The organism is Clostridium nigeriense (assembly GCF_050585245.1).
In the GTDB taxonomy this organism is placed as follows: domain Bacteria; phylum Bacillota; class Clostridia; order Clostridiales; family Clostridiaceae; genus Clostridium; species Clostridium nigeriense_A.
Genome location: NZ_JBNOOF010000001.1, coordinates 582588 through 606440 on the forward strand (window position 1 = coordinate 582588; position 23853 = coordinate 606440).

Below are 23853 nucleotides of genomic sequence, written 5' to 3' on the forward strand. Positions count from 1 at the left end.
TCCTTTCATATTTAGTACTACTATAGTATGCTCAAAGTATTATTATTTATTGATTCTTCCATATGTTATTATCTTTATAATAATTTATTCCTTCATACTCCATTCTTATGCCTTGTTTTTCTAATCTTAACTTATATTCATCCCAGTTTCTTTCACTCTTAGGTGTCCATCCTATTTCTGCATATCCTAACAACCTCGGATATATCATAAACTCCATAGCTTCAACATTATCTATAGTTTCAGTCCATAGAGGTGCCTCTATGCCTAAAACTAAATTCTTCGGTGCAAAATCTGTTGGGTCCCAATTATATGCTGTTTCTATAGGTATATAACCTGCCCAATTTAAACCATATGGTGGTACATTTTCACTGTACTTCATATCTAAATATGCTTTGCTAGCAATTGAAATTATCATATTCATATTCTTCTTCCTTGCAGCTTCATTTGAATCCTTCCAATTTTGAAGTATAACGCTTGAATTTATTTCAGGAGCTGTATCTATTGGATCCCATCCTATTGGTGTTTTACCATATTTCTCAACTATTTTAGAAACTCTTCCTACAAAATAATCATAATCTTCTTTTTTAGTACTATCTGCTTCATCTCCACCCATATGAAAATATTTAGAAGGTGATATTTCAGATATTTCTTTTACTACATCTTCAATAAATTCATATGTCTTCTCACTATCTGTCATAAGAGTGCTAAATCCAACAGCAGTACCAGTATATAAAGATTTTCTCTTTCCATCTGGATTTAAAAATCCATAAGATGCTAAAGCTGCATTAGTATGTCCAGGCATATCTACTTCTGGAATGATTTCAATATATCTATCTGCTGCATACTTTACTATACTTTTAAATTGTTCTTGAGTATAATATCCTCCTGGACCACCACCAACTTCAGTACTTCCTCCAATAAGAGTCAAATCAGGATATTTTTTTATTTCAATGCGCCAACCTTGATCATCAGTTAAATGTAGATGTACTTTATTAATCTTGTACTGAGCAGCAATATCTATTTGCTTTTTTATTTCTTCTTCAGTAAAAAAGTGTCTCGCTACATCTATCATTAATCCTCTATAGCTATATTCTGGTTTATCATAAATCTTTGAGTTTTTAATACTCCATTCAATATTATTTACTAATTTACTTGAATCTATTTCAGGAGGTAATAACTGCCTTAAAGTTTGAATACCTCTAAATAGTCCTTCTGGTTTATTAGCTACTATCTTCACTCCATCCGAAGTAACAGTAATATTATATCCTTCATCACCCAATGTACTTTCACTATTTAAGGTTGTCAAATAAATATAATTTTGTTTTTCAATTTCATTCTTACTTATAGTAAAGTCATATCCTGTAGATGGTTTTAATTTCCCCTTTAAATATTCTGCAATATTAGATATTTCTGCTGTTTCCTCTTCATCTTTTCCCTTTATAAAAATTCTAGTATATTTATTAATTAAAAATTCTCCATCATTTTCTTTATAGGTTAATGGCCTAGGTATTATGGTGTTATTGATACTTTTTGCATCTCCAATTACCTCCAATTTCTTTTTACTTATTGTTGATATTAGTGAAACTATTGGAATAACCATAGCTATAAAGGCAACTATAAACCATTTTCTATTTCCTTTAAACAAAGTATTTTCCTCCTTACATTTGTTTTTTCATTAGTTTAATTATTAAACTTTCATAAGAATCTTATTTATTCTTATGGACAATTCCTTCGAAAATCTTCCCCTTTTCTTTTGGGAGTTTCTTTTTTACTAAGATGTCATAAAAACCTGATATTATATAACTTATTGTCATAACTATAATTATTGCTAGCATTTCTTCTCCACCAAAATACTCTAAAGCCATAGCTATGGATGTTATAGGAAGAGATGTTGCACTACAAAATAAACCTATCATACCTAATGCTGTAACAGAAGTAAGTGGCAAATTAATATATTTAGAAAGAAAACTTCCTAAAGTTGCACCTGCAAAAAATGTTGGATTCCCTCTACCACCTTGAAATACTGATCCTAAGGCAACAGCGGTAAAAAGAACTTTCCATATATAATCCATTATGCTTACATGATTTTTAAAGGAATCATTTATAAAAGATTGCCCTAGTCCATTATAATTATCTCCAGCTATCCAAAATAATATTATTGTAATAACTCCTCCTATAATTGCCTTAATATATGGATTTTTAGTGAATTTATCATAAACCTTACTACTATTATCTAAAACTAAATTAAATATAAATCCACCAATTCCAAATATCACCCCTAATAATACTAACTTCATAATTACTATAAAACTTAAATCATCTAAGACTAAGCTAGGATATTCAACAGTCTTACTACCAATCCAAATAGCTATTTCATTAGACACAACAGTAGTTAAAAATGCTGGAATTAGAGCTTGATAATGAAACCTTCCTTTTAAAACCAATTCCATACCTAAAATTGCTCCTGCAAATGGAACATCATATATTACTCCAAAAGCACTTCCTACTCCACATATCACTAAAGTTCTTTGTTCATCATCAGTTAATTTAAACTTTCTAGATATAAAATCTCCTAAGGTTCCCCCCATTGCTACTGCTGAACCTTCTTTTCCAGCAGAACCGCCAAAAAATGTAGTAATTAAAGATCCTATAAAAACCACAAATGTCATATAAAAAGGAATATCCTTAGCTGCTGATTGAACTTCAGACTTAAGTAGATTCTCACCTGAATAAGCATTTCTCTTAGTTCTTAAATACATAAAGGTAATTAATATTCCTGCTATAGGAAGAAAATATATTAAATATTCATGTTCCTTTCTATAGTTGTTAGCTGCTGACAGAACTCTGTTAAATAAACCTACTATAACTCCAATTGGAATTCCCATAATGATGCTTAATTTAATCCATTTAAATGTTTTTTTTATTAAATTATAATAATCTTTATTTTCTTCTTTAGTATTTTTATCCATAATTATCTCCTTATCCTTTATTCTATTATTTGTTCTTTTTCGAGAAATAATTCTTATTGACTTCTCTTGCTAATTACAATTACTGTTTTTAGATACAAAAAAAGAGCTGTCTAAAACAGCTCCAACTTTACTTTTTATAATCTAATATACTAATATTTAATTATATAATTACTTTCAGATGGCACATCTACTTCATTATTTCTTTGGAAATAATCTATAATAAGCTCACTCATATCCATATTTATTTCCTTCACTACCTCTGCATTTTCATATGCTGGATAAATAGATGTGTTACTTGCTCTATAATTATTTAAAACAATTGTATAATCTTTATTTAAATCTATGTCTTTTCCATCTTTTTTCATAGAAACAACTCTATTTCCAAAATCCTTTTCTAAATCTATTTCATAAGTTAATCCTGCAAAGGTATCATAATTATAGTTTTGAACCTTTGGTACTAAGAATTCTTCATTTATTTTAACTTCATTATTTTCTAAAATAAAATATGTAGCACTTTTTTCAATAGCTTCTTTTACTTTGCTACCCTTAATTTTTAGTACTTTTAATGTATTCGGATATGGATAATTAATTAAAACATCTCTAATTGAAACATTCTTTTTAAACCCAATAGCAGTATCAAATAATGATAAAGCTGAAAAATCAGCATTAGAAACATCTAGCTGAACCTCATGTAAAAAGTTTATAAATGGATGTCCCTTAAGTCTTGCAATAAATATATCATCTAATATTATGTCATTTTTAAAATGACCTATTTCTTTATCTAAATATTCTTGTAATTTTTTATTAATTTCAGTAAATCTACTTTCTAAATCCTTATTTATTTCATCATCTATTTTCGATACATCTATTAATTCATAAGTAGATTCTTTTGTTTCTGTATCAATAACTATTTTGGTAAAGTTTTGTCCATTATGCATAGGTTGTGTGCATATTACTCCATTCATCTTTGTTATAAAAGATCTATGCTGATGACCACTTAAAACTATATCTATTGAATCATAAGTTTCTAATAATTCACTAGCTTGATTTTCCTTAGTTAAACTTTCTGTTGGTGTATTATTACCATCTAAACTCTTTTCAAAGCCTCCATGATAACAAACTATTATAATGTCACAGTTTTCTTTTAATTCTTTCTCATATTTCCCATAAACTTTGACAGGATCTAAAAATTCTAAGTTTTTAATATTCTTTTCTTGTTCCCAATTTGGTATAAAAGATGTTGTAAATCCAATGCACCCAACTTTAAAACCATTAATATCAAAAATCTTATAAGGCTTACTGTCAAATTCTAAACCTTTAATATTAGCATTTATTATTTTTTCTGAAACATTTTTATATGCACAATTTAAATAATCTAATCCATAATTAAATTCATGATTTCCTAATACATAACTATTATATCCAATATCTTCTAATAACTCTACAATAGGATTAACTTTTAATTTTTGCTTAGATAAATAGTGTGTTAATGCTGAACCTTGAATAAGATCTCCACAATCTATTTTTAAAGATGCATCATAATTTTTTTCATCTTTTAATATGTAAGTGCCAATTTTTAATATTCCAAGAGATTTTTCACTTACATAATTAGTTGGATAAACAAATCCATGTAAATCACTAGTTTGATAAATAACTAATTTCATAATTCCTCCTTATTAAAAGAGGATGTTAAAAAGCTACTCCTAACTTTTTAACATCCCCCATATTTATATATTTTAGGAATATACTCTATATTATTCCCAAATTGAATTTAAAGTAGATTTAAACTCTTCTAATTTCTTAGTTACATCAGCATTATTTGGATCAGCTAATACTGATTCTAATACTGTACCCGCTTCACGATATGCTGCGTCTGCACCAGTAATTACTGGATTTGTATATAAATTCTTAGTTGCATCTGAAAGAATTGAAGCAATTAAGCTACCTGAATTCTTATATTCTTCTGAATCTATTGCACTTTGTCTAACTGGCATATATCCAGTTTCTGATGCCCATTGAATTTGCTTTTCAGTACTTGTTATGAATTTTAAGAATTCATAAGCTGCAGTTTTTTGTTCTGCTGTAGCACTTGAAAATACATATAAGTCAGTTCCTTGTTGTAATGAAGCATTTGTTGGGTATGGAGCAACACCAACTTCAAACTTATCGCCAACACCTTGTTTAACGTAATTTTCACCAGCATTTGATCCTATATACATACCTATTGTTTCATTACCAAATGGTCCTGATAAGTAATTATCTGTTCCTGCAATTCTGAAATATCCTTCTTTAACACCTTCTAAGTAGTAATTAACAGCCTTAGCAGATTCTTCGCTAGTTACATCAAAACTACTATCAAATGTTTTACCTTCAGTCTTTAAGAAAGTTGTATAATACGTATTTAATGAGTCAAATCCAGCTCCTGGAATACCCTTTGCTTCATATATTTTCTTAGAAACTTCAACTAATTCATCATAATTTGATGGAGGAGTTAGTCCTAATTCATTAAATAAAGTCTTGTTGTACCATAAAACTTCTGTTGATTTATTAAATGGCATACCATATATTTTACCATCTATTTTAGCTGCTTCTCTAAAGCTTGCTAATATATCATCATAATTGTCAAATTTTAAAGTTTCATTTTCAATGTATGGAGTTAAATCAGTAACTAAGCCATCATTTATAGGATTGAACATCCAATCTGGATATGCTTGAGTTAAAGTAGGTAAATCTTTAGGACTTGCTACTGTTGCTGTAATTTTTTGTTGTAAATCCTTGTAACTTGATTGATTTTGTAAAGTTACAGTAATATTAGGATTTTGTTCCATAAACTCATCTGTTAACTTTTGAAGAGATTTTTCTAAATCCCCATTCATTGCATGCCAGAAAGTAATTTCAACAGGTGAAGTAATTTCTGTAACGATGTCTTCATTAGTTGTTTCTGAGCCCTTAGTTGAGCATCCAGTTAATAAACCTACTGATAGTGCTAGAGCAATTAGTTTCTTAATTTTCATTTTGTCTCCTCCAATTATATAGTTTGTTTTTTTTCTGGTAAAAGAACATCACCATTTTCATTATAAAGTTTTTCAGGACGATAAGAATGTATTGGAACTAATAATTTAGGTTTAATTAAATTAATAATTCTAATTAAATCCATAGGATGTGCATGTCCACTGCATGACACTCTTTCAAATTTAATATTTCTCCTTTCAAAACTGTCTATAAATGGTAAATACGCCGGATCAAAATCCCCTAATGGTGTAGCATTTGAGTGGATATAAATGCCACCCTCTTTTAATTGATCTATATATTTAATGGCAAGTGTATCTAATTGCCAGAAAAAGTCTCCTTCATCATTTAATAAATCTTCAAAATTTATTCTTAAATCTTCATTTAATCCATATTCCTTATCATCTAATGAATAATAATAAGATTCATAACCAGTTGCTTCTTTAAGAACATATGAATAATATGCATCTAAAACAACCTTTCTAGGATTACTCTTAATTATATTTAAGATTCTTTCTATATTTGAAATATAGTAATTAAATGTTATTTGTTTATTCGGATTTTCTTTAACTATTTCATTTATTTTTTCTATTAGCTCAGGTTCATTTGTAATTTCCTTTTCGCTAATATCATCATCAAACTCTTGGAAAGAAACGCTCACACCCTCTATTAATAAAATATCACAGTTTTCACTTTCTTTACAAAATCTTAATGTATCCTCTTTTCTATACCCATGAAGTCTTATATCACCAGTATAAGAAATTACTAAGTCAGGAGTTTCAATTAATAATCCACAAGCACCATATGCATCATGGTCAACTGGCATTACTTTAACTTTAATCTTACCAATTTCTATAACTTCATTTTCTTTAACTCCAATTATATCTCTTGTATTTTTGCCCTTATTTTCATATAGAGGGAATAAAAAATCATTATTAATATTTAATGTATTTAATAAAGACTTAGTTCCTTCTAATGTATATAAAGGTACTTCTGGATTTAAGTAATTTACAATCTTAGAATGATCTAAATGCATATGCGATAAAAATACCGCTGTATTTTTAAATTTATTTTCCTTAGATTTATATCCTTTTAATGGTATGCTTGGATCAAACATATTATCTAGATATGGAACTAAATTTTCATCTAATAAATCCTGCAAATTCTCTGGCTGTACTGGAGCCTTTGGGTTGTATTCACTTCCAAAATCAAAGAATATATGGCTATCTTCATATACCACTTCAATTATTGTTCCACCTATAGTTAAAATACCATTGTGAAAAGTGATTTTTGTCTTCTTATCCTTTAACGCCACTCTTAACAACTCCTCTAATAATTTGTTTTCTAAATATTAAGTATAAAATTAATATTGGTACTATAGCTATTGTTGATGCTGCCATTTGAAGTTGTACATTTGTACCACTTTCTGTTGCAAAAGAGCTTAATCCATTACTTAACAATCTCATTTCTTTACTATTTGTTACAAGTATTGGCCATAAGAATGAATTCCATCCATTTATAAAACTTAATATTCCCATAGTAAATAATGCTGGCTTAGCTAAAGGAATCAATATTCTATGGATAAATTCTAGGTCAGAACATCCATCTACCTTTGCTGCTTTATAATAAGATATAGGAATACTTGTTAAATATTCTTTTAAATAGAATATATAAAATATACTTGCAAGTGATGGTAATATCAAAGCTGCATATGTATCTAATAAACCTAACTGTGCAATTGTTTGATAGTTTGTAAATACTGTAACTTCATAAGGTACCATTAATAAAGCTGCCATACCTAATACTAAAATATTTTTGCCTTTAAAATCTAATTTAACTAGAGCAAATCCAGCTAATATAGAAGTGATTAATGTTCCAATTGTTGATATTCCAGCAACTATTATTGTATTAAAGAAGTATCTTACAAATGGAGCTTGCTCCATTGCTAATGAAAAGTTATTCCACTGAAACTCTTTAGGAAGTAAAGTTGGTGGTATACTAGTTGCCTCTTGATAAGTCATTAAACTTGATAAAATCATATATACAAAAGGAAACAATGTAATTATTGCCATTAAAACTATAAAAGTTTTTGATAAAACTGAATTAACTTTTTTCATCTTTTCACCTACTTAGATATTCTTTTTAATATACGATTTTGAATTAATGTGAAAATTAAAATTAAAGCAAATAGAATTACTGCTGCTGCCATACCTTGACCATAACGATTTTCTACATAGAATTTATTAAATACATAGAATACCGCAGTTGTTGCACTATCAGCAATACCTGCTTTCCCATTAAATATAGAGAATACTTGGGCATAAACCTTAAATGCATTAATAAAATTAACCATTAATAAAAACGTAATAATTGGTATCATTTGAGGTAAAGTTATTCTAAAGAATTGCTCCATCTTTGTTGCTCCAAACATATCAGCAACTTTATAATAGCTTTTATCAACATTTCTTAAACCCGAAAGTAATATTATAATATTAAATGCAAGTCCCGACCATATACCAAATATAATTAATGTTATCATGCTCATGCTTGGATCATCTAAAAAGTTAAATGGTCCTATATTGAAAAATCCTAGTACATAGTTTACAAATCCATACTCTCCATTTAATAGGAATCTAAATACTATACCAACAGCAATTATACTTGTTAAATATGGAATAAAGAATATTGTTTCAAATATATCTTTATATTTAATTTTTTCGTATATTGTTATAGCTATAAACATAGATATTATTAATCCAACTGGCACTACAACAAAGGCAAATAATGCTGTATTTCCAATTGCAGTATGGAACTTTGGATCTTTTAATACTACTTCAAAATTTTTAAATCCATTAAAAGTTAAGTTATTTAAAGTTCCTTTTTGAAAAGACATAATAAAAGTCTTTATTAAAGGTAACACATTAAATATTCCGACTATTACTAAAGCAGGCAGCAAAAATAGCCATGCTTGTGGTGAATTCTCCGCTCTATATTTAAACTTCTTCATTAGTACACTCTAACTCCATTCTCTTGGAATACATAAATTCCGTTATAGTCAATATCAAAGCCTACTTTATCTCCTTCTAATACTTTCTTACTTATATCAGTTATAGACTTTGAATTTGTATCATTAACTTTAAAGTTTATTATACAATCTTTTCCTATTAACTCAGTAGATTCAACTTCAACTTCAAACAATGGATTTTCACTAATTTCAAAGTATTCTGGTCTAATACCAACTATGTAATTTTCTTCTGTCAATTCACCTTTAAATCTATTTTTATCTAAAAGATTTAAATCAATTGAAAAATCATTAGATTTTAATATATTTCCATCTTTCTTCATCTCTACTAAGTTTATTATTGGATTTCCCATAAACTTAGCTACAAAAAGATTAGCCGGCTCTAAATAAAGATTTTGAGGTATATCAAATTGTTGTACTATTCCTTCATTCATTAATACAATTCTATCACTTATAGATAGTGCTTCTTCTTGGTCATGAGTTACAAAAATAGTAGTTATACCAATTTCTTTAACTAATCTTCTAATTTCTTCCCTAATTCTTAGTCTTAATCTAGCATCTAAGTTACTTAAAGGTTCATCAAGTAATAATATTCTTGGATTTTGAACTAGGGCTCTTGTAATTGCAACCCTTTGTTGTTGTCCTCCAGACATTTCTCCTGGCTTTTTATCAGCTAATTCTTCAATACTTGTAACCTTCATATATTTTTTAGCTTCTTCCATAGCCTTATTTTTAGGTTGTTTATTTTTACCAACAGTAAGAGGAAACATAACATTTTCTAGCACTGTCATATGTGGATATAACGCATAGTTTTGGAATACTAATCCTATTCCTCTATCCTTAGGATGCTTTCCAATAACAGATTCACCATCAAATTTAATATCACCACCACTAGGATCTAAAAGTCCAGCTAATAAGTTAAGAATAGTAGTTTTTCCACAACCACTAGGACCTAAAAGACAAACTAACTCACCCTCATTAATTTTAAGATCAATGCTTTTTAAAGCTTCATAACCATTGCTATAAACTTTTTTCAGTTTTTCAATTTGTATCATGTGCCACCTCTAATATTTATTTTTTATAATCAACTTTTATCCGTCCCTATATACTATACTAAATATACATTTCAATGACAATATATTATGTTTTTTTCATATAAAAAAATTTAAATTTAACATCATCTTAACTTTTTATAATTAAATTAAAACAAATTTCTTACAATTATATTACCTACTTATTTAATGTTATTTCTAGTTTGTTATTTGTCGAATCTATAACTTACAAATAGTTTATGTTTTATGTATATTTCTATTCTTAAAAATTAGCTATACTGTTTCTTCAATATATAAATATATCATAATTTCTAGAATAAAAAAAGAATTATTTTCCTTTTCAATTATGATATACCCATTATTTATAATAACAATTATACTAAAATTCACAAAACTCTTTTTAATTTATTTAAATACCTCTTCTTTTATTTCAATTAAATTATTGAAACTTCTATAACAATATTTCTTTATTTCCTCATCTGCAGTTTTTAAGTCTACTACGTGTATAGGAGTCATATTTCCTCTATACGCAGCTTTAACTCCAGCCAAAGAATCCTCTATTACAATACATTCTTTAGGATCTACGCCAAGCTTATTAGCTACTTTTAAAAATATTTCTGGATTAGGTTTTGTTTCCCTAACTTCATCCCTAGAAACCACTTCATCAAATATCCATCTAAAACCTGCATGATTTAATTGCTTATTCATTCTTTCTTTTGAAGCAGATGTTGCTAAGGCAAGCTTGTACTTTTCATTCTTTAAATATTTAAGCAATTCATATGCACCATCTTTTATAGGAATTTTCTTTTTTAGTTCTTCAGATAAAGCCTTATCTTTTTCTTTATACATTTCTTCTATTGGTATATTTTCTCCAAATTCCTCTTTAAATACCTTTTTAACATTTTCACGTCCAGTTGCTATTACTTTACAATATATTTCTTTTGTCATCTTATAGCCATATTTTTCAAAAACTTTTGTCCAAACATCTAAATATATTTTTTCTGTATCAAATAAAACTCCATCCATATCAAATATTACTGTTTTTAATTTATCTATATTTTGCTGCATATAATCCTCCATATATAACTAACTATACTATTAGTTATATTATACTAGAAAAATTAATGCAAGAAACTAACTCTACTCTTCTAAGTACTTTATTAAATTATCGTAATTTTTTTCTGCTACTTCTAATCTTGGTTTTAAATCATTGTTTACATAATTAGCACTTATATTTTTATTATAGGTAGATAATGTTTCTAAAATGGATTCTTTAAATAAAGGAATAACTTCAATTATTCTTTTTATACCATAAACATACTCATCATCACTAATATTAAAACATTGAAATATTCCTGAAGTTAATCTTCCATCAGAAAACATATAAATATACCTATCCTTCATTTCATCTGATAAATCAACTTCTATCTTATGTTTATATAATCTAAAAACTATCCCATCTTTTTTTACGAATACAGGGAAAATAGTAGAAAATAACATTACTATATCTTCCTCTTCATCAGCTATTCCAGTAAAATCATGCTCATTTAATTTCTCTAAAACCTCTTCAGTAAATATTTTAGATTTAATCTTACTTGCTAATTTAGCCTTTAATTTTTGTTCTTTTTCTTCACTTAGTAAATTATCTATTGAATTAAAAAATTCAGTGAATTTTCCCATAATAACTCCTCCTAATTAAGTTTTATTTATATATTTATTATACACTATAATTTTATAAATAAAATTTTGCCACTTTTTAGCACAAAATATAAAAGTGTAGTAAATTTCTGTATCACTACACTTTTAATTTGTTTTATTCTAATATTAATTTATCTATTCATCAATCTTATCTATTATAAATAATCTTGATGAATAATCGCCCATTAATCTTACATTTTCATTAAACCCACATCCTGAAAACTGTTCCTTTGGCATAAATCCAACTTCATTTAACATATCTCCATAAGCGAAAAATTCTTCATTTTCAGTTTCATAACTATAAACTTTTGAAATAAAATGTTGAATCATACCATCATTTTTTATTTCAATAGGAGTAACATGGTTAATTAAATTACCAAAAGCTTTTATATTTATTTTTTGCTTTCTTACTGATACTTTGTAATAAGTATCTTCTGAAAGTTTAAATGTTTTTATTATATCATCATTGGGATGTGAAATTTGTTTATCTTGATAATACATCAATATTCCACTTCTCTTATTATCTTCAACATTTATCCATGTAGTAACATTATTATTATAGATATTTTCTATCCTGTAAAACTCTCCAAATTGAAGTATTTTTCTATACTTTTTATAAAATTCGATTTGCTCTTTAATTGCTTTTTTAGTTAATGAATCTAAGCTTTTAAGATTCAACTCATATCCAAGTAATCCAAAAGCAGCTACATTAAATCTAGTTTCTAAAGATATACTTCTTAAAGTTTGATGATTTGGACAATCTGAAACATGAGCTCCAAAAGTGCATTGTGGATAGCCATAAGATAAATTATTTTGAATTTTAATTCTTTCACTAGCATCAGTGTTATCACTAGCCCAAATTTGTGGCATATAGCATAACATTCCAAGGTCAAATCTATTCCCCCCAGCTGAACAGCCTTCAAAAAGAATATTAGGGAATTTTTCTTGAATAGCTTCTATAACTTCATATAATCCTAAAACATACTTATGAAATAATTCTCCTTGATTAATTAAATTCTTACTATACAAGTCAGAAAAATTCCTATTCATATCCCATTTTACATATGAAATATTTGCACTTTCTAATATCTTAATAATAGTTTCAATAAGGTATTCCCTTACATCACTTCTACTTAAATCTAGTACAAATTGATTCCTTCCAATACTAGGTTTTCTATAGGGTACATTAATTGCCCAATCAGGATGAGTTTTATAAAGTTTACTGTTTTCACTAATCATTTCAGGCTCTAACCATAATCCAAAATCCATTCCCAAGGAATTTATTTCTTTGCATAACCCCTGTAATCCTTTAGATAATTTACTCTCATTTACATACCAATCTCCTAAAGAAGATGTATCATCATTTCTTTCTCCAAACCATCCATCATCTAATACAAATAATTCTATACCCAAATTAGCTGCTTCTTTTGCAAGGGATAATAATTTTTTATCATCAAATTCAAAATAATGAGCTTCCCAGCTATTTATAAGTATAGGTCTTTCCTTATTCTTAAAATTTACTGGAATTATATTATCCTTAACAAATTTGTGCATATTATTACTTAACCCATTTAAGCCCTCTTCAGAATAACTTAATACAGCTTCTGGTGTATAAAAATATTCCCCTTTAGCAACATTAAAATTAAAACAATACGGATTTATCCCTGTTTGAATTCTCAATTTATTAGCATAATTAACTTCCACAACTTCAATATGATTTCCACTATAAATTAAATTCAATCCATAGCATGATCCATGATTCTCTCCAGTATATTTTCCTTTAAATATAACAAAGGGGTTATGTCTATTAGAACTTGTTCCACCTTTAGAATCATTTATATATATTCCTGATTCTAGTTTTCTTATACTTTTTTGCATTTCTCTAGCCCAAGTACCATCAAACGTTATCATACTATATTCATAATTTGGAACATCTAGTTGCATACTCATAACTTTATTTAAAATTATACTTTTTTCACTTAAATTAGATATTTTAACATATCTTGTTATTATATTACTTTCATAGAATGTATGATAATATAATGTTAGCATAACTTGTGATTCTTCATCTAATAAATCAATTTCTAATGTTTCACATTTATCATCTATTGAATGTGAGGAAGGAAGACCAGGAATTTTTTTCTTTCCAGTATAATTTCTACTTTCTACAAACCTAAAATCAGTAACAAAGGTCCCATCCTCAAAAACTATATCTATTGGACTTTCTCTTAAATCACCTTTTCCTATTCCAGAATACTCAAGACATATGTTATCTAAATTTATATTAGGAAACTCCTTACTATAGCTAATACTATTTCCCTCTGTTACAGTACATTTTTTATAAAGCAATGAATAATCTTTACACTCTCTTATTTTATTTCCATAATGTAAATTTTCTAAATATCCATTTTCTAAAACTCTAAAAATATAACTTGTGTCCTTTGTATTCAAATGAAATACCCTATCTCCCTTTATCATCATTAATCCTCCTAACTTATAGTAGTTCCATTACTTTGTATGATCTTACTTACTTCCTTCTCATTATAGAACACTAAAATTATTCCACCAATTAAACAAAATATTGCAGCTCCACCAGCAGTTAATCTATATCCAAGACCAGATCCAATGCCTATTGTACTTATTGCAGTAAATATTAACATTGCAAATCCTTGTCCAATTTTAAATGCAAAGGTACGTGCAGCATAAAACATACCTTCTCTACTATCTCCAGTTTTAATAGAATCTGATTGAGCTATATCTGCCACAATTGCTGATGGTAATATTCCAAATATAGCCATAGGAAGTGCTGCAAAACATACTATTATTATTCCTTGAACTGTTTTATCTATAGGTATATATTGGCCTGAAAGAGCAGTTATTACATATGTTATGGTAAACATTAAAAAAGCAAATAATAATAAATTCTTTTTACCATATTTCTTTACAAAAATATTAATTGGAATATAAAATATTAATGATATTGCAGTCATTAACACAAATAGTATGGTTGTCATAGATTCATCAAGTTTCATTAATGATGTAATATAAAATGGTAATCCTGTTTGAAACATTGTTAATGCAATCCAATATGTTATATCCGATGCAACAAATATTCTAAAACCTCTATTTTTAAAAGTTTTAGCTAAAGATGTGAATGCCCCAGCTTCTGAAGGCTTTGAATCAACATAATCTCTTTCACGAATAGTAAATACAGGAACTAAAAGACAAATAAATGCTACAATTGCCATTCCAACAAAGGTAAATCTCATTGCATTTACTCTACCTAATGACCCTTCTAAAGGTCCCCATACCATTGGCGCAACATAAGCAACAGCTGTTCCTAATATAAAAGTAAATGATATATAAGTGGAAATTGTCATTCTTTCTTCTTGAGTCTTACCTAACTCTGGGATAAGAGCAGTATATGGTGTACAATAAGTAGTTATGCATAAGTAATACAACATTAATGTTACAAATAACCAAAGGCTATTTAGAATTCCAGCTTCTTTAAATGGTGCAAAGAATACTAAAACTGTTATTACTGCAAAAGGTAATGATACCATTCTCATAAATGGAATTCTTCTTCCATCCTTATGATTGCTTCTATCAGATAGAGAAGCAATTAATGGATCTGTAATGGCATCAAATACTCTTCCTATAGCTGTTATAATTCCTATTATTGTAACTACACCTAAAATCACACGTCCTTGCGGAATAAATATTCTCATTCCATCTCCAACTGTACTAATATCTGGTTGGTAAAAATAAACTAACCAGTTTACTATAATACCTGATAATAATGCCCATCCAAATTGACCAATAGCAAAACAAAATATTTTCCCTTTTGTTAAACTTTTCATAATTCTCCCCTTCTTTCAAATTATTTAATAATCTTATTCGTTATTTTCAATTCCTTTAACTATAATATCTATAACTTCCTTATAAGCCTTTTTGTAATCCATATTTTCTTTATATAAAAAATCATTTTCTAATAGTTCATTTATGCATCCAATAATCATGTGCTTAATTAATAATATATTTACAGGTTTTATTAATCCCTTGTTAATACAATTATTTAAAAGTTCTAATGTTTCTTCCCATCCTTCATCTAATCTTAATCTTATTTTTTCATATACATCTGGATAAAATCTCTTAACTTCATATATTTTAGAATAATCAAATATATCTAAGGACTCTGGTAAAAAAGCCATTAAAGATTTCAGTCTTTCTATATCATTTAAATCTTTATTTATATATATATTTGTCTTATCCTTATTAATGTTATCAAATATATCGTCTATTGCATTTAAAAGTAATAACTCTTTGCTTTTTATGATTTCATATAAAGTTCTTTTACTCATTCCTAAATTTCTAGATAAATCATCCATTGTAAACTTTATACCCTTTTCTTTAAATACTTCAATGCTTCCTTTTAATATTTCCTCTTGTAATCTCATAAAAATTGCTCCCTATATATTTTTTATCGCAAGTTCAATTACCTTATAGGCTCCATCATAAATTCCTATTTTTTTAGCCTTTAGTATATTTTCATTAAACATTGTTAATATTTCATTACTTTCTAAAATTAAATCTATCATTTGTAATACTTTATCTGTACTTTCACATTCAATAGTTCCATCACCTATTTCTGCTGCACGTATAGCACCATAAGCTTCGTGTCCACCAACTCTCTTTATAAGTAGTTTAGGAACTGGATAAAATGCTAATTCACTTGGTTTAGTAATACATAAATCACAAGATCTCATTAATAAATTAGTTATATATACTGCTCCAAAAATATCTTCATTATAGAATATATGAATTCCATGAACCTCATTATCTAATGCTCTTTCTGCAAATTCTGTACTTTTTTTATAATTATCAAAATAATGATATACTAAATCATTTTTCTCAGATGTTAATTCAGGGATTTCTTTAACTAAATCTTCAAAGAAGCTTTTATGATCTCCAACATTTACATATAAGGATACTTTCTTTTCCTTTATATTAGGCATAAGTTTTTTAATTATAGATATATATATTTCCTTTTGAGCTCCAGCCCCTCCTACTGTTAGTAAGAATCTTTTTGTTTTATTATTTTCTATTCTATCTAGTCTTTTTTTAGAATCTTCTTCTAAATTAACAACTAATTCGTGATCTATATAATGGCCTACATTTATTATTTCTCCATCTGGTATAGGATTTAATATTTTCTTTCCATCCATATTCTTTAAAGTTTTATATCCTAAGAAGGATGAAGGTGTTTGAACAGTGTGGATAGCTCCTTCTGATAAATGTAGTGCCATTGGCCAATTATCTGGAATTACATTAATTACATTTTTCATACCTGAATGTATTGCTGCTTGCGATGGCCATACATGAGTTGCTATAAATGGAATATCCTTTGGTATTTCTGCAAATATTGGTGTCATTAATTCTGCTACCTTTTGATCCATAGCATTATATGAAAGTTTTTTAAATCCTTCTGAATTTAATGGCTCCCAATATAATTTATTAAATAAACTAAATCTTTGAGATAATCTAGATCCTAAAGAATATAAATCATTTAAATGGGCTATAACCTTTCCTCCTGTTGTTTCTTTAAAAGAATGTAAATCAAACCAATAAGGAGTATAACCCTTTGCTATTGCAGCAGATGCTATTGCCATTGATATTCTATAATGACCAAATCCCATTCTAATATTTCCTATTATAATTGGTTTTTCATCTTTAAAATCCAATCTTTCCTTATTATTAATTACTATATTTTTAGTAGGAATATAGTCTTCTAAACAATCAATATTTTCAGAGGATAAAGTGTATTTTTTATTTAAATCATCACCGTACTTTTTAATATATTTTTTCTTACTTTTTAATGCTTTTCTATAAACCCTATCTTCAATTTTATTATTAAAAATTAATTTTGATTTCTCCATTTCTTTCTCCTCACTAAAAAAATAAAACTAGAAAACTATTTTTAGTTTTCTAGTTTTATTGTAAATGTTTTCTATAACCCTGTCAATATTTAATTAAAATTAATTTGTTATTATTGTAATTTTAGTTATCTATGGTTTTAATTGCTTAATCCCATTTTCTCTTCCCTGAAAATTCTTTCATCCATTAATTTTAAGTTATTTGAAATTATAGGTTTAAAGGTCATATATGGTAGTATATCTTTATCTAAGTCTACACCAGGAGCTATTTCTTCTAAGATTAATCCTTCTTTACTTAATCTAAATACTGCTCTTTCAGTAATATATAATACATCTTGGCCAATATTTGCTGCATAGTTTCCGCTAAAAGTAATTTGTTCAACTTCATCTATAAACTTAACTACTTTTCCTTCATTCAATATCTTTAATTTTCCATCACTTACTTCAACTTTCAAGCCACCTGTTGTAAATGTTCCACAAAACACAACTTTTTTAGAGTTTTGTGTTATATTGATAAACCCACCACAGCCAGCTATCTTTGTTCCAAACTTACTTACATTTATATTTCCTTCTTTATCACATTGTGCAAGTCCAAGGAAAGCTGCATCAAGTCCACCACCATCATAGAAGTCAAATTGAATTGCTTGATCAATAATAGAAACTGGATTTAATGATGCTCCGAAATTTAACCCATTAGCTGGAACACCTCCAATAGGACCAGCTTCTACAGTTAATGTTGATCTCTCTCCTATACCCTCTTCATTGGCTACACTTGATATTCCTTCAGGCATACCTATTCCTAAATTAATTATTGATCCATCTTTTAATTCTAAGGCTGCCCTTCTTGCTATAACTTTTCTTTCTCCTAATGGCAATGGTTTAACTGAGTCAATAGGAAATTTAACTTCTCCTGAATATGCTGGATTATACATTTCAGCATAAGTTTGCATATGTTCTTCAGGCTGAGCAACTACTATAGCATCTACATATATTCCTGGTATCTTAACCTTTCTTGGATCTAGTGATCCCCTAGAAACTATCTTCTCTACTTGTAAAATTACTATTCCTCCGCTATTTTTAGCAGCTTGTGCCATTGAAGTAGCATCTAGTGTTGCAACTTCCTTATCAAAACTAGCATTTCCTTCTTCATCTGCATAAGTTGCTCTTAATATAGTTACATCTATAGGAATAGCTTTATAAAACAGATATTCATTGTCATCAATATTAATAACTTTTACTATATCCTCTTTAGTACTTTCATTTAATTTTCCACCATCAAATCTAGGATCTACAAATGTTTGTAGCCCAACTTTTGATATTGTACCAGGTTTTCCAGCTGCTATATCTCTATACATATGAGATATAATTCCTTGTGGAATATTATAAGCCTGAACTTCATTATTTACAGCTAATTTTTGTAACTTAGGACATAATGCCCAGTGACCTCCAATTACCCTTTTTACTAATCCCTTATGACCAAAGTGATTCAATCCTTTATCCTTGTTATCTCCTTGTCCTGCTGCATATATTAATGTTAAGTCCTTTGGGGCACCACATTCTAAAAAGCTCTTTTCTACTTCTGCAGTAATAGCCTCAGCATGTCCACTACCAATAAAACCACCTACAGCAACTACATCTCCACTTTTTATTATCTTAACAGAATCTTCTAAACTTATTATCTTAGATTTCATTTTATATACCCCCTAAATAATTAAATTATTCTTTATCATCTCTATCTAAAAAGTATAGTAAAACTTCAGTTCTTTCTTTTTGTTTATTTTCGATTTTTTCTTTATCCCATTTATAAAATCCTTCACCAGATTTAATTCCCAATTTATTTTCATTAACCTTTCCTTCTAATAACTTAGATGCCTCTGTATAATTACACAAGTCTTCAAATAAATATGAAGAGATATTGTTAAATATATCTAATCCTCCTAAATCTGCACTGCATAATGGGCCTGTAACACATAACCTTCTACCATGTCCATACTCCATCGCTTTGTCTACTTCCTCTGGTTTAGCCCATCCTTTTTCTACTATATACATTGCTTCTCTTAATAAAGCTAATTGCAACCTATTTCCTATAAAACCTAAGCATTCTTTTTCCATCTTAACTGCTTTCTTGCCTATAAAGTTAACCCAATCCACAGTTATATCAACTGTTTCTTTACTAGTTTTTTCTCCTGGAACCACTTCTACTAGTGGAATTAATTGTGGTGGATTCCAAAAGTGAGCTATTACAACTCTTTCAGGACTAGTAGTAGCTTTTGCTATATCAGTTGGGCTAAGTCCAGATGTATTACTTGCTAATATAACATTAGGTTTACATAATGAATCTAATTTTCTAAAAATATCTTGTTTAAGTTCTAAATTTTCTGCTACTGATTCAATTATAAAATCTGTATCTTCAGCTACCTCTTCTAGAGTTTTTACGCCTTTAATTCTTCCAAGTATTTCTTGGCTCTCTTCTTCAGTAATATTTCCTTCTACTACTAATCTATTTAAACTTGATATAATACTGCTAGTACCTCGATCTAAACTCTCATTAGTTCTTCCATACATCTTTACATTTAAACCTGCTTTAGCTGATAGTAAAGCAATACCATGTCCCATTGTTCCAGTTCCTAAAACTGCTATATTTTTAATATTCATATATATATCTCACCCTTCTTATATATTTATATTTTTAAACTAAAAGTAAAAATGATCCAAATATAATTACTCCTGTCACTAATAAATCTACAATACAGAATCCCATAATGTCCCTAGCATTTAAGCCTGCAATTGCTAATGCTGGTAAAGCCCAGAATGGTTGAATTAATGAAGCCCAAGCATCTCCCCATGCTACTGACATTGCAGCTACACTAGCACTAACACCTAATTGTTGAGCGGCTGGCATAATAATTGGAGCTTGAAGAGCCCATTCTCCTCCACCTGATGGTATAAAAATAGTACAAAATGCAGTACTTATAATTGATAATATTGGTAATGTAGTTTCATTTGCTATACCAATTATTCCATTTGCTATAGTTCCACCTAATGAAATTCCTGTTGCACTAACACCAACCATCATCCCCATTATTCCAGCATAGAAAGGGAATTGAACTATAACACCAGTTGTAGCTTTTACTCCTGATGCTGCTGCATTTAAGAATCTACGTGGAGTACCATGAAGTAATATACTTAAGAATAAGAATGTAAAGTTAACTATATTTAAATCAAGCTTAAATCCATTAGTAGCAAAATAGTAAACAACAAACGCAAGTCCCATGATACCGACTAATATAGATATTATAGGGCTATTTTCTATTTTTTGAGCTGGTGTCATACCTGTAGTATCAACCTTAGCATATGAAACTTTATCGCTTTCTTCTAATAATTTAGGGTCAATCTCAAATATATCGTCTCCCTTTGGGTGCATATAAGAATTAACTATTGGTAATATTATTAAAATTGCTAACACAATAATAATGTTGTATTTACTAAAAATTGTTTGTGAAGTTGTTATTGCAGATGTAATTACTCCAGCAGAAACCGCTTCTACATCTTTCCCACCTGCTGCAATTGTTAGTGGTATTGAACCTGATAATCCACCATGCCAAACAACAAATCCAGAATAAGCAGATGCAATTAGAAGTCTATAGTCGACTTTTTTAACTTTTCTGGCTACTTCTTTTGCAAATATAGCACCTAATATAAGTCCAAATCCCCAGTTTATCCAACAAGCTATTCCACCAACTAAAGTTGTTAATACAATTGCTTGCCATGGTTTTTTAGGAACGGATGCTAACTTTTTAATTCCTTTATTGATTATTGGAGTACTTGCTAATGTATGACCTGTAACTACTATTAATGCCATTTGCATTGCAAATGATAGTAAGCTCCAGAATCCATTATTCCAGTGACTTAACATTTCTAACGGACCTTGTTTAGTTACAAGAATACCTGCAACATAAACTATTATTGTTAGAATTGAAGCAAAAATAAATGGATCTGGTAAATACTTTTGCACCAATGCAACACAACCATTAGTGAATTTTTTAAACATTTAGATTCCCCCTTAAAAATATAATATTATATTTAATAATTAATATTTATTCACATAATTATTATAAGCAATAAGTGTGCCAATTCTTATCCTTGATATTTCCTTGATTTTCTGTGGATAAATATATCTCATTAATATAAATGTGTATATTTTATAGACACTCATCTTTAGTAAATATCCAAATGTAAAGCTATTCATTGACTTCATGAGAAAAGTGTATATTAATTATACATGTCTAATTAATATACACTTGTTTATTTAAATAAAATCAATTGCTTAACTATTTTATTTAAGTTTTATCTTTTTTCTATATTATATTTTTCTATCTTTTTATATAGGTTGGCTCTACTTATCCCTAGTAACTTTGCTGTTTTATTTTTATTCCATTTAGTTTCTGCTAAACAACGTTCAATTGATCTTTTTTCTACACTTTCAATAATTTCACTTAACTTTCTTTCTTCATGAAATGTATTTTTATACTTATTTTTAACTATAGATTTTGGCAAATGCTTAGGTTCTATCGTTAAACTTCCAGAATCTAAAAGATTAATTGCTCTTTCTATAACATTTTCTAGTTCTCTTATATTACCAGGCCAATTATAATTCTTTAATATATCAATAGCTTTTTTAGATATTCCTTCAACATATAATCCTAGCTTATTAGCTACCTTTACCCTTAGACTATCTGCTAATAATTCAATATCCTCTTTTTTTTCTCTTAACGGAGGTATTTCTACCTTCATAACATTCAACCTATAATATAAATCTCTTCTAAACCTTCCTTGCTCAACAGCTTCTTCTAAATTAATATTAGTCGCAGCAATTATCCTAATATCAATTTTCTTTAAAGTATTTCCACCTACTCTTTCCACCTCTTTTTCTTGAATTACTCTAAGTAATCTAACCTGCATATCTATAGGCATTTCTCCAATTTCGTCTAAGAAAATAGTTCCTCCATCAGCTAATTCAAACTTTCCCTTTTTACCACCTTTTTTTGCACCAGTAAATGCTCCTTCATCATATCCAAATAATTCTGACTCAATCAAACTACCAGGAATGGCTCCACAATTTATTTTTATAAATGGACCTAAGGATCTTTTACTTGCATTATGTATTGCAGATGCATGTAGTTCTTTTCCTGTACCACTCTCACCTACTATTAATACTGTTGAATCAGTCTTTGCTAAAAGCTTACATATTCGTTTTACTTCTAAAGCTTTTTTGGAAATTCCAATAATATTATCAAATGAATATTTAGAAATCCTTTCTTTACCTAATTCATTTTTATAAAATTCAACTTCATTTTTAAGTACACTTACCTTATTATTTAGTAATGCTAGTTGACCTATATCCCTAAACATTATCTTACCAATAGCTCCAATAACAGACTCCTTATTCTTTATAGGTACACGCATTGCAACTACTTCTCTTCCTTGTATAATTTGCACATCACCATATTCTATATTACCTGATTCTAGTATGTTAGGAAGTCTTGTATTATCTATTATGTCTTCTACATACTTTCCTTCAGGATTTTCACATTCAAGAAATTCTTTATAGCATTTACTCATCATAGTTATAATACCGTCTTTATTTACTACTACAACACATTCTTTTGTTGTATCCATAATAGTATTTAAAATATTAGAGCTTGAATTAGTATCTAAAAAATTTCCTTGCAATTTGCTATCTTGAAAAATACCAATAGCTCCTTTAATTATTCCGCTAACATGTATAGGTATTTTATTTATAATTAAAGTATTCTCTCCTAATTTTAAGGTGCTATTAAATTCTGGCTTCCCATTACATATTTGTTCTTTAAAATTAAGTTTTTTTATATTCTCCTTAAGCTTGGTTCCTCTATCACCCTCATCATAATCTTCTAACAGTAATTTTGCTCTTTCATTAATTAAAACTATGTTTTCATCATTATCAAGTAAAATAAATCCCTCATATAGACTATTACATATATCCGTAAAAACCTCTTTTAAAGTAACCATTTTATTCTTAGTAAATAATAATACTACTACTTACTAAATTCCCCCCTCATTTAAAACTCAATGTCTATATTAATAAAAAAACTCAATGATTCTACATTCAAGTATTTTCATTGAGCCAT

At 28.2% G+C, this 23853-nt stretch carries 18 protein-coding genes; all 18 read right to left on the reverse strand.

Translation table 11 applies throughout. The features are described 5' to 3' along the window. Positions 1-46: 46 nt before the first annotated feature. Positions 47-1600: a beta-N-acetylhexosaminidase gene (locus ACQPUY_RS02845; RefSeq protein ID WP_430839523.1), complete on the reverse strand. Its 1554-nt coding sequence runs from the start codon at positions 1598-1600 to the stop codon at positions 47-49. Between the two features lie 106 nt (positions 1601-1706). Beyond that, entirely contained in the window at positions 1707-2969 is a 1263-nt protein-coding gene (locus tag ACQPUY_RS02850) for a chloride channel protein (protein ID WP_430839405.1), read from the reverse strand. Positions 2970-3118: 149 nt separating this feature from the next. After that, the gene (locus ACQPUY_RS02855; protein ID WP_430839406.1) at positions 3119-4633 is read right to left on the reverse strand and encodes a bifunctional metallophosphatase/5'-nucleotidase; all 1515 of its coding nucleotides are present in this window, start codon (positions 4631-4633) and stop codon (positions 3119-3121) included. A gap of 90 nt (positions 4634-4723) precedes the next feature. Next, entirely contained in the window at positions 4724-5983 is a 1260-nt protein-coding gene (locus ACQPUY_RS02860) for an extracellular solute-binding protein (RefSeq protein ID WP_430839407.1), read from the reverse strand. A gap of 14 nt (positions 5984-5997) precedes the next feature. Continuing rightward, entirely contained in the window at positions 5998-7293 is a 1296-nt protein-coding gene (locus ACQPUY_RS02865; RefSeq protein ID WP_430839408.1) for an MBL fold metallo-hydrolase, read from the reverse strand. Further along, positions 7277-8095, reverse strand: coding sequence for a carbohydrate ABC transporter permease (locus tag ACQPUY_RS02870; protein ID WP_430839409.1), 819 nt, complete (start codon positions 8093-8095; stop codon positions 7277-7279). Before ACQPUY_RS02870 ends, ACQPUY_RS02865 begins: the two co-directional genes overlap by 17 nt. Positions 8096-8103: 8 nt before the next feature. Further along, on the reverse strand, positions 8104-8985 hold the full coding sequence (locus ACQPUY_RS02875; RefSeq protein ID WP_430839410.1) for a carbohydrate ABC transporter permease: 882 nt from the start codon (positions 8983-8985) through the stop codon (positions 8104-8106). Continuing rightward, the gene (locus ACQPUY_RS02880; RefSeq protein ID WP_430839411.1) at positions 8985-10055 is read right to left on the reverse strand and encodes an ABC transporter ATP-binding protein; all 1071 of its coding nucleotides are present in this window, start codon (positions 10053-10055) and stop codon (positions 8985-8987) included. The genes ACQPUY_RS02875 and ACQPUY_RS02880 overlap by 1 nt, the downstream gene beginning before the upstream one ends. A 402-nt stretch (positions 10056-10457) precedes the next feature. Then, the gene (locus tag ACQPUY_RS02885) at positions 10458-11120 is read right to left on the reverse strand and encodes an HAD family hydrolase (protein WP_430839412.1); all 663 of its coding nucleotides are present in this window, start codon (positions 11118-11120) and stop codon (positions 10458-10460) included. Positions 11121-11192: 72 nt separating this feature from the next. After that, a complete protein-coding gene (locus tag ACQPUY_RS02890; protein ID WP_430839413.1) occupies positions 11193-11732 on the reverse strand; it encodes a hypothetical protein in 540 nt (179 codons plus the stop codon). 153 nt (positions 11733-11885) lie between these two features. Next, entirely contained in the window at positions 11886-14231 is a 2346-nt protein-coding gene (locus tag ACQPUY_RS02895) for an alpha-galactosidase (RefSeq protein ID WP_430839414.1), read from the reverse strand. A gap of 8 nt (positions 14232-14239) precedes the next feature. After that, on the reverse strand, positions 14240-15610 hold the full coding sequence (locus ACQPUY_RS02900; RefSeq protein WP_430839415.1) for an MFS transporter: 1371 nt from the start codon (positions 15608-15610) through the stop codon (positions 14240-14242). A gap of 33 nt (positions 15611-15643) precedes the next feature. Next, positions 15644-16207 (reverse strand): TetR/AcrR family transcriptional regulator, encoded by a 564-nt coding sequence (locus ACQPUY_RS02905; protein WP_430839416.1) that lies wholly within the window; start codon positions 16205-16207, stop codon positions 15644-15646. A gap of 12 nt (positions 16208-16219) precedes the next feature. Then, a complete protein-coding gene (locus ACQPUY_RS02910; RefSeq protein WP_430839417.1) occupies positions 16220-17686 on the reverse strand; it encodes a DUF6937 domain-containing protein in 1467 nt (488 codons plus the stop codon). A gap of 137 nt (positions 17687-17823) precedes the next feature. Beyond that, complete coding sequence (locus tag ACQPUY_RS02915; RefSeq protein WP_430839418.1) at positions 17824-19374, reverse strand: acyl CoA:acetate/3-ketoacid CoA transferase; 1551 nt, start codon at positions 19372-19374, stop codon at positions 17824-17826. 25 nt (positions 19375-19399) lie between these two features. Beyond that, positions 19400-20338, reverse strand: a complete 939-nt coding sequence (locus ACQPUY_RS02920; protein ID WP_430839419.1) for a 3-hydroxyacyl-CoA dehydrogenase family protein — start codon at positions 20336-20338, stop codon at positions 19400-19402. 34 nt (positions 20339-20372) lie between these two features. Next, complete coding sequence (locus ACQPUY_RS02925) at positions 20373-21734, reverse strand: short-chain fatty acid transporter (RefSeq protein ID WP_430839420.1); 1362 nt, start codon at positions 21732-21734, stop codon at positions 20373-20375. Positions 21735-22030: 296 nt separating this feature from the next. Further along, entirely contained in the window at positions 22031-23734 is a 1704-nt protein-coding gene (locus ACQPUY_RS02930; RefSeq protein ID WP_430839421.1) for a sigma 54-interacting transcriptional regulator, read from the reverse strand. Positions 23735-23853: the final 119 nt, after the last annotated feature.

Excerpts from the sequence above, each read along its gene's own strand:
- ACQPUY_RS02845 (WP_430839523.1), bottom strand. The coding sequence starts at position 1,600 with ATGGTTATTCCAATAGTTTCACTAATATCAACAATAAGTAAAAAGAAA.
- ACQPUY_RS02850 (WP_430839405.1), bottom strand. The coding sequence starts at position 2,969 with ATGGATAAAAATACTAAAGAAGAAAATAAAGATTATTATAATTTAATA.
- ACQPUY_RS02855 (WP_430839406.1), bottom strand. The coding sequence starts at position 4,633 with ATGAAATTAGTTATTTATCAAACTAGTGATTTACATGGATTTGTTTAT.
- ACQPUY_RS02860 (WP_430839407.1), bottom strand. The coding sequence starts at position 5,983 with ATGAAAATTAAGAAACTAATTGCTCTAGCACTATCAGTAGGTTTATTA.
- ACQPUY_RS02870 (WP_430839409.1), bottom strand. The coding sequence starts at position 8,095 with ATGAAAAAAGTTAATTCAGTTTTATCAAAAACTTTTATAGTTTTAATG.
- ACQPUY_RS02875 (WP_430839410.1), bottom strand. The coding sequence starts at position 8,985 with ATGAAGAAGTTTAAATATAGAGCGGAGAATTCACCACAAGCATGGCTA.
- ACQPUY_RS02880 (WP_430839411.1), bottom strand. The coding sequence starts at position 10,055 with ATGATACAAATTGAAAAACTGAAAAAAGTTTATAGCAATGGTTATGAA.
- ACQPUY_RS02885 (WP_430839412.1), bottom strand. The coding sequence starts at position 11,120 with ATGCAGCAAAATATAGATAAATTAAAAACAGTAATATTTGATATGGAT.
- ACQPUY_RS02890 (WP_430839413.1), bottom strand. The coding sequence starts at position 11,732 with ATGGGAAAATTCACTGAATTTTTTAATTCAATAGATAATTTACTAAGT.
- ACQPUY_RS02895 (WP_430839414.1), bottom strand. The coding sequence starts at position 14,231 with ATGATGATAAAGGGAGATAGGGTATTTCATTTGAATACAAAGGACACA.
- ACQPUY_RS02900 (WP_430839415.1), bottom strand. The coding sequence starts at position 15,610 with ATGAAAAGTTTAACAAAAGGGAAAATATTTTGTTTTGCTATTGGTCAA.
- ACQPUY_RS02905 (WP_430839416.1), bottom strand. The coding sequence starts at position 16,207 with ATGAGATTACAAGAGGAAATATTAAAAGGAAGCATTGAAGTATTTAAA.
- ACQPUY_RS02910 (WP_430839417.1), bottom strand. The coding sequence starts at position 17,686 with ATGGAGAAATCAAAATTAATTTTTAATAATAAAATTGAAGATAGGGTT.
- ACQPUY_RS02915 (WP_430839418.1), bottom strand. The coding sequence starts at position 19,374 with ATGAAATCTAAGATAATAAGTTTAGAAGATTCTGTTAAGATAATAAAA.
- ACQPUY_RS02920 (WP_430839419.1), bottom strand. The coding sequence starts at position 20,338 with ATGAATATTAAAAATATAGCAGTTTTAGGAACTGGAACAATGGGACAT.
- ACQPUY_RS02925 (WP_430839420.1), bottom strand. The coding sequence starts at position 21,734 with ATGTTTAAAAAATTCACTAATGGTTGTGTTGCATTGGTGCAAAAGTAT.
- ACQPUY_RS02930 (WP_430839421.1), bottom strand. The coding sequence starts at position 23,734 with ATGGTTACTTTAAAAGAGGTTTTTACGGATATATGTAATAGTCTATAT.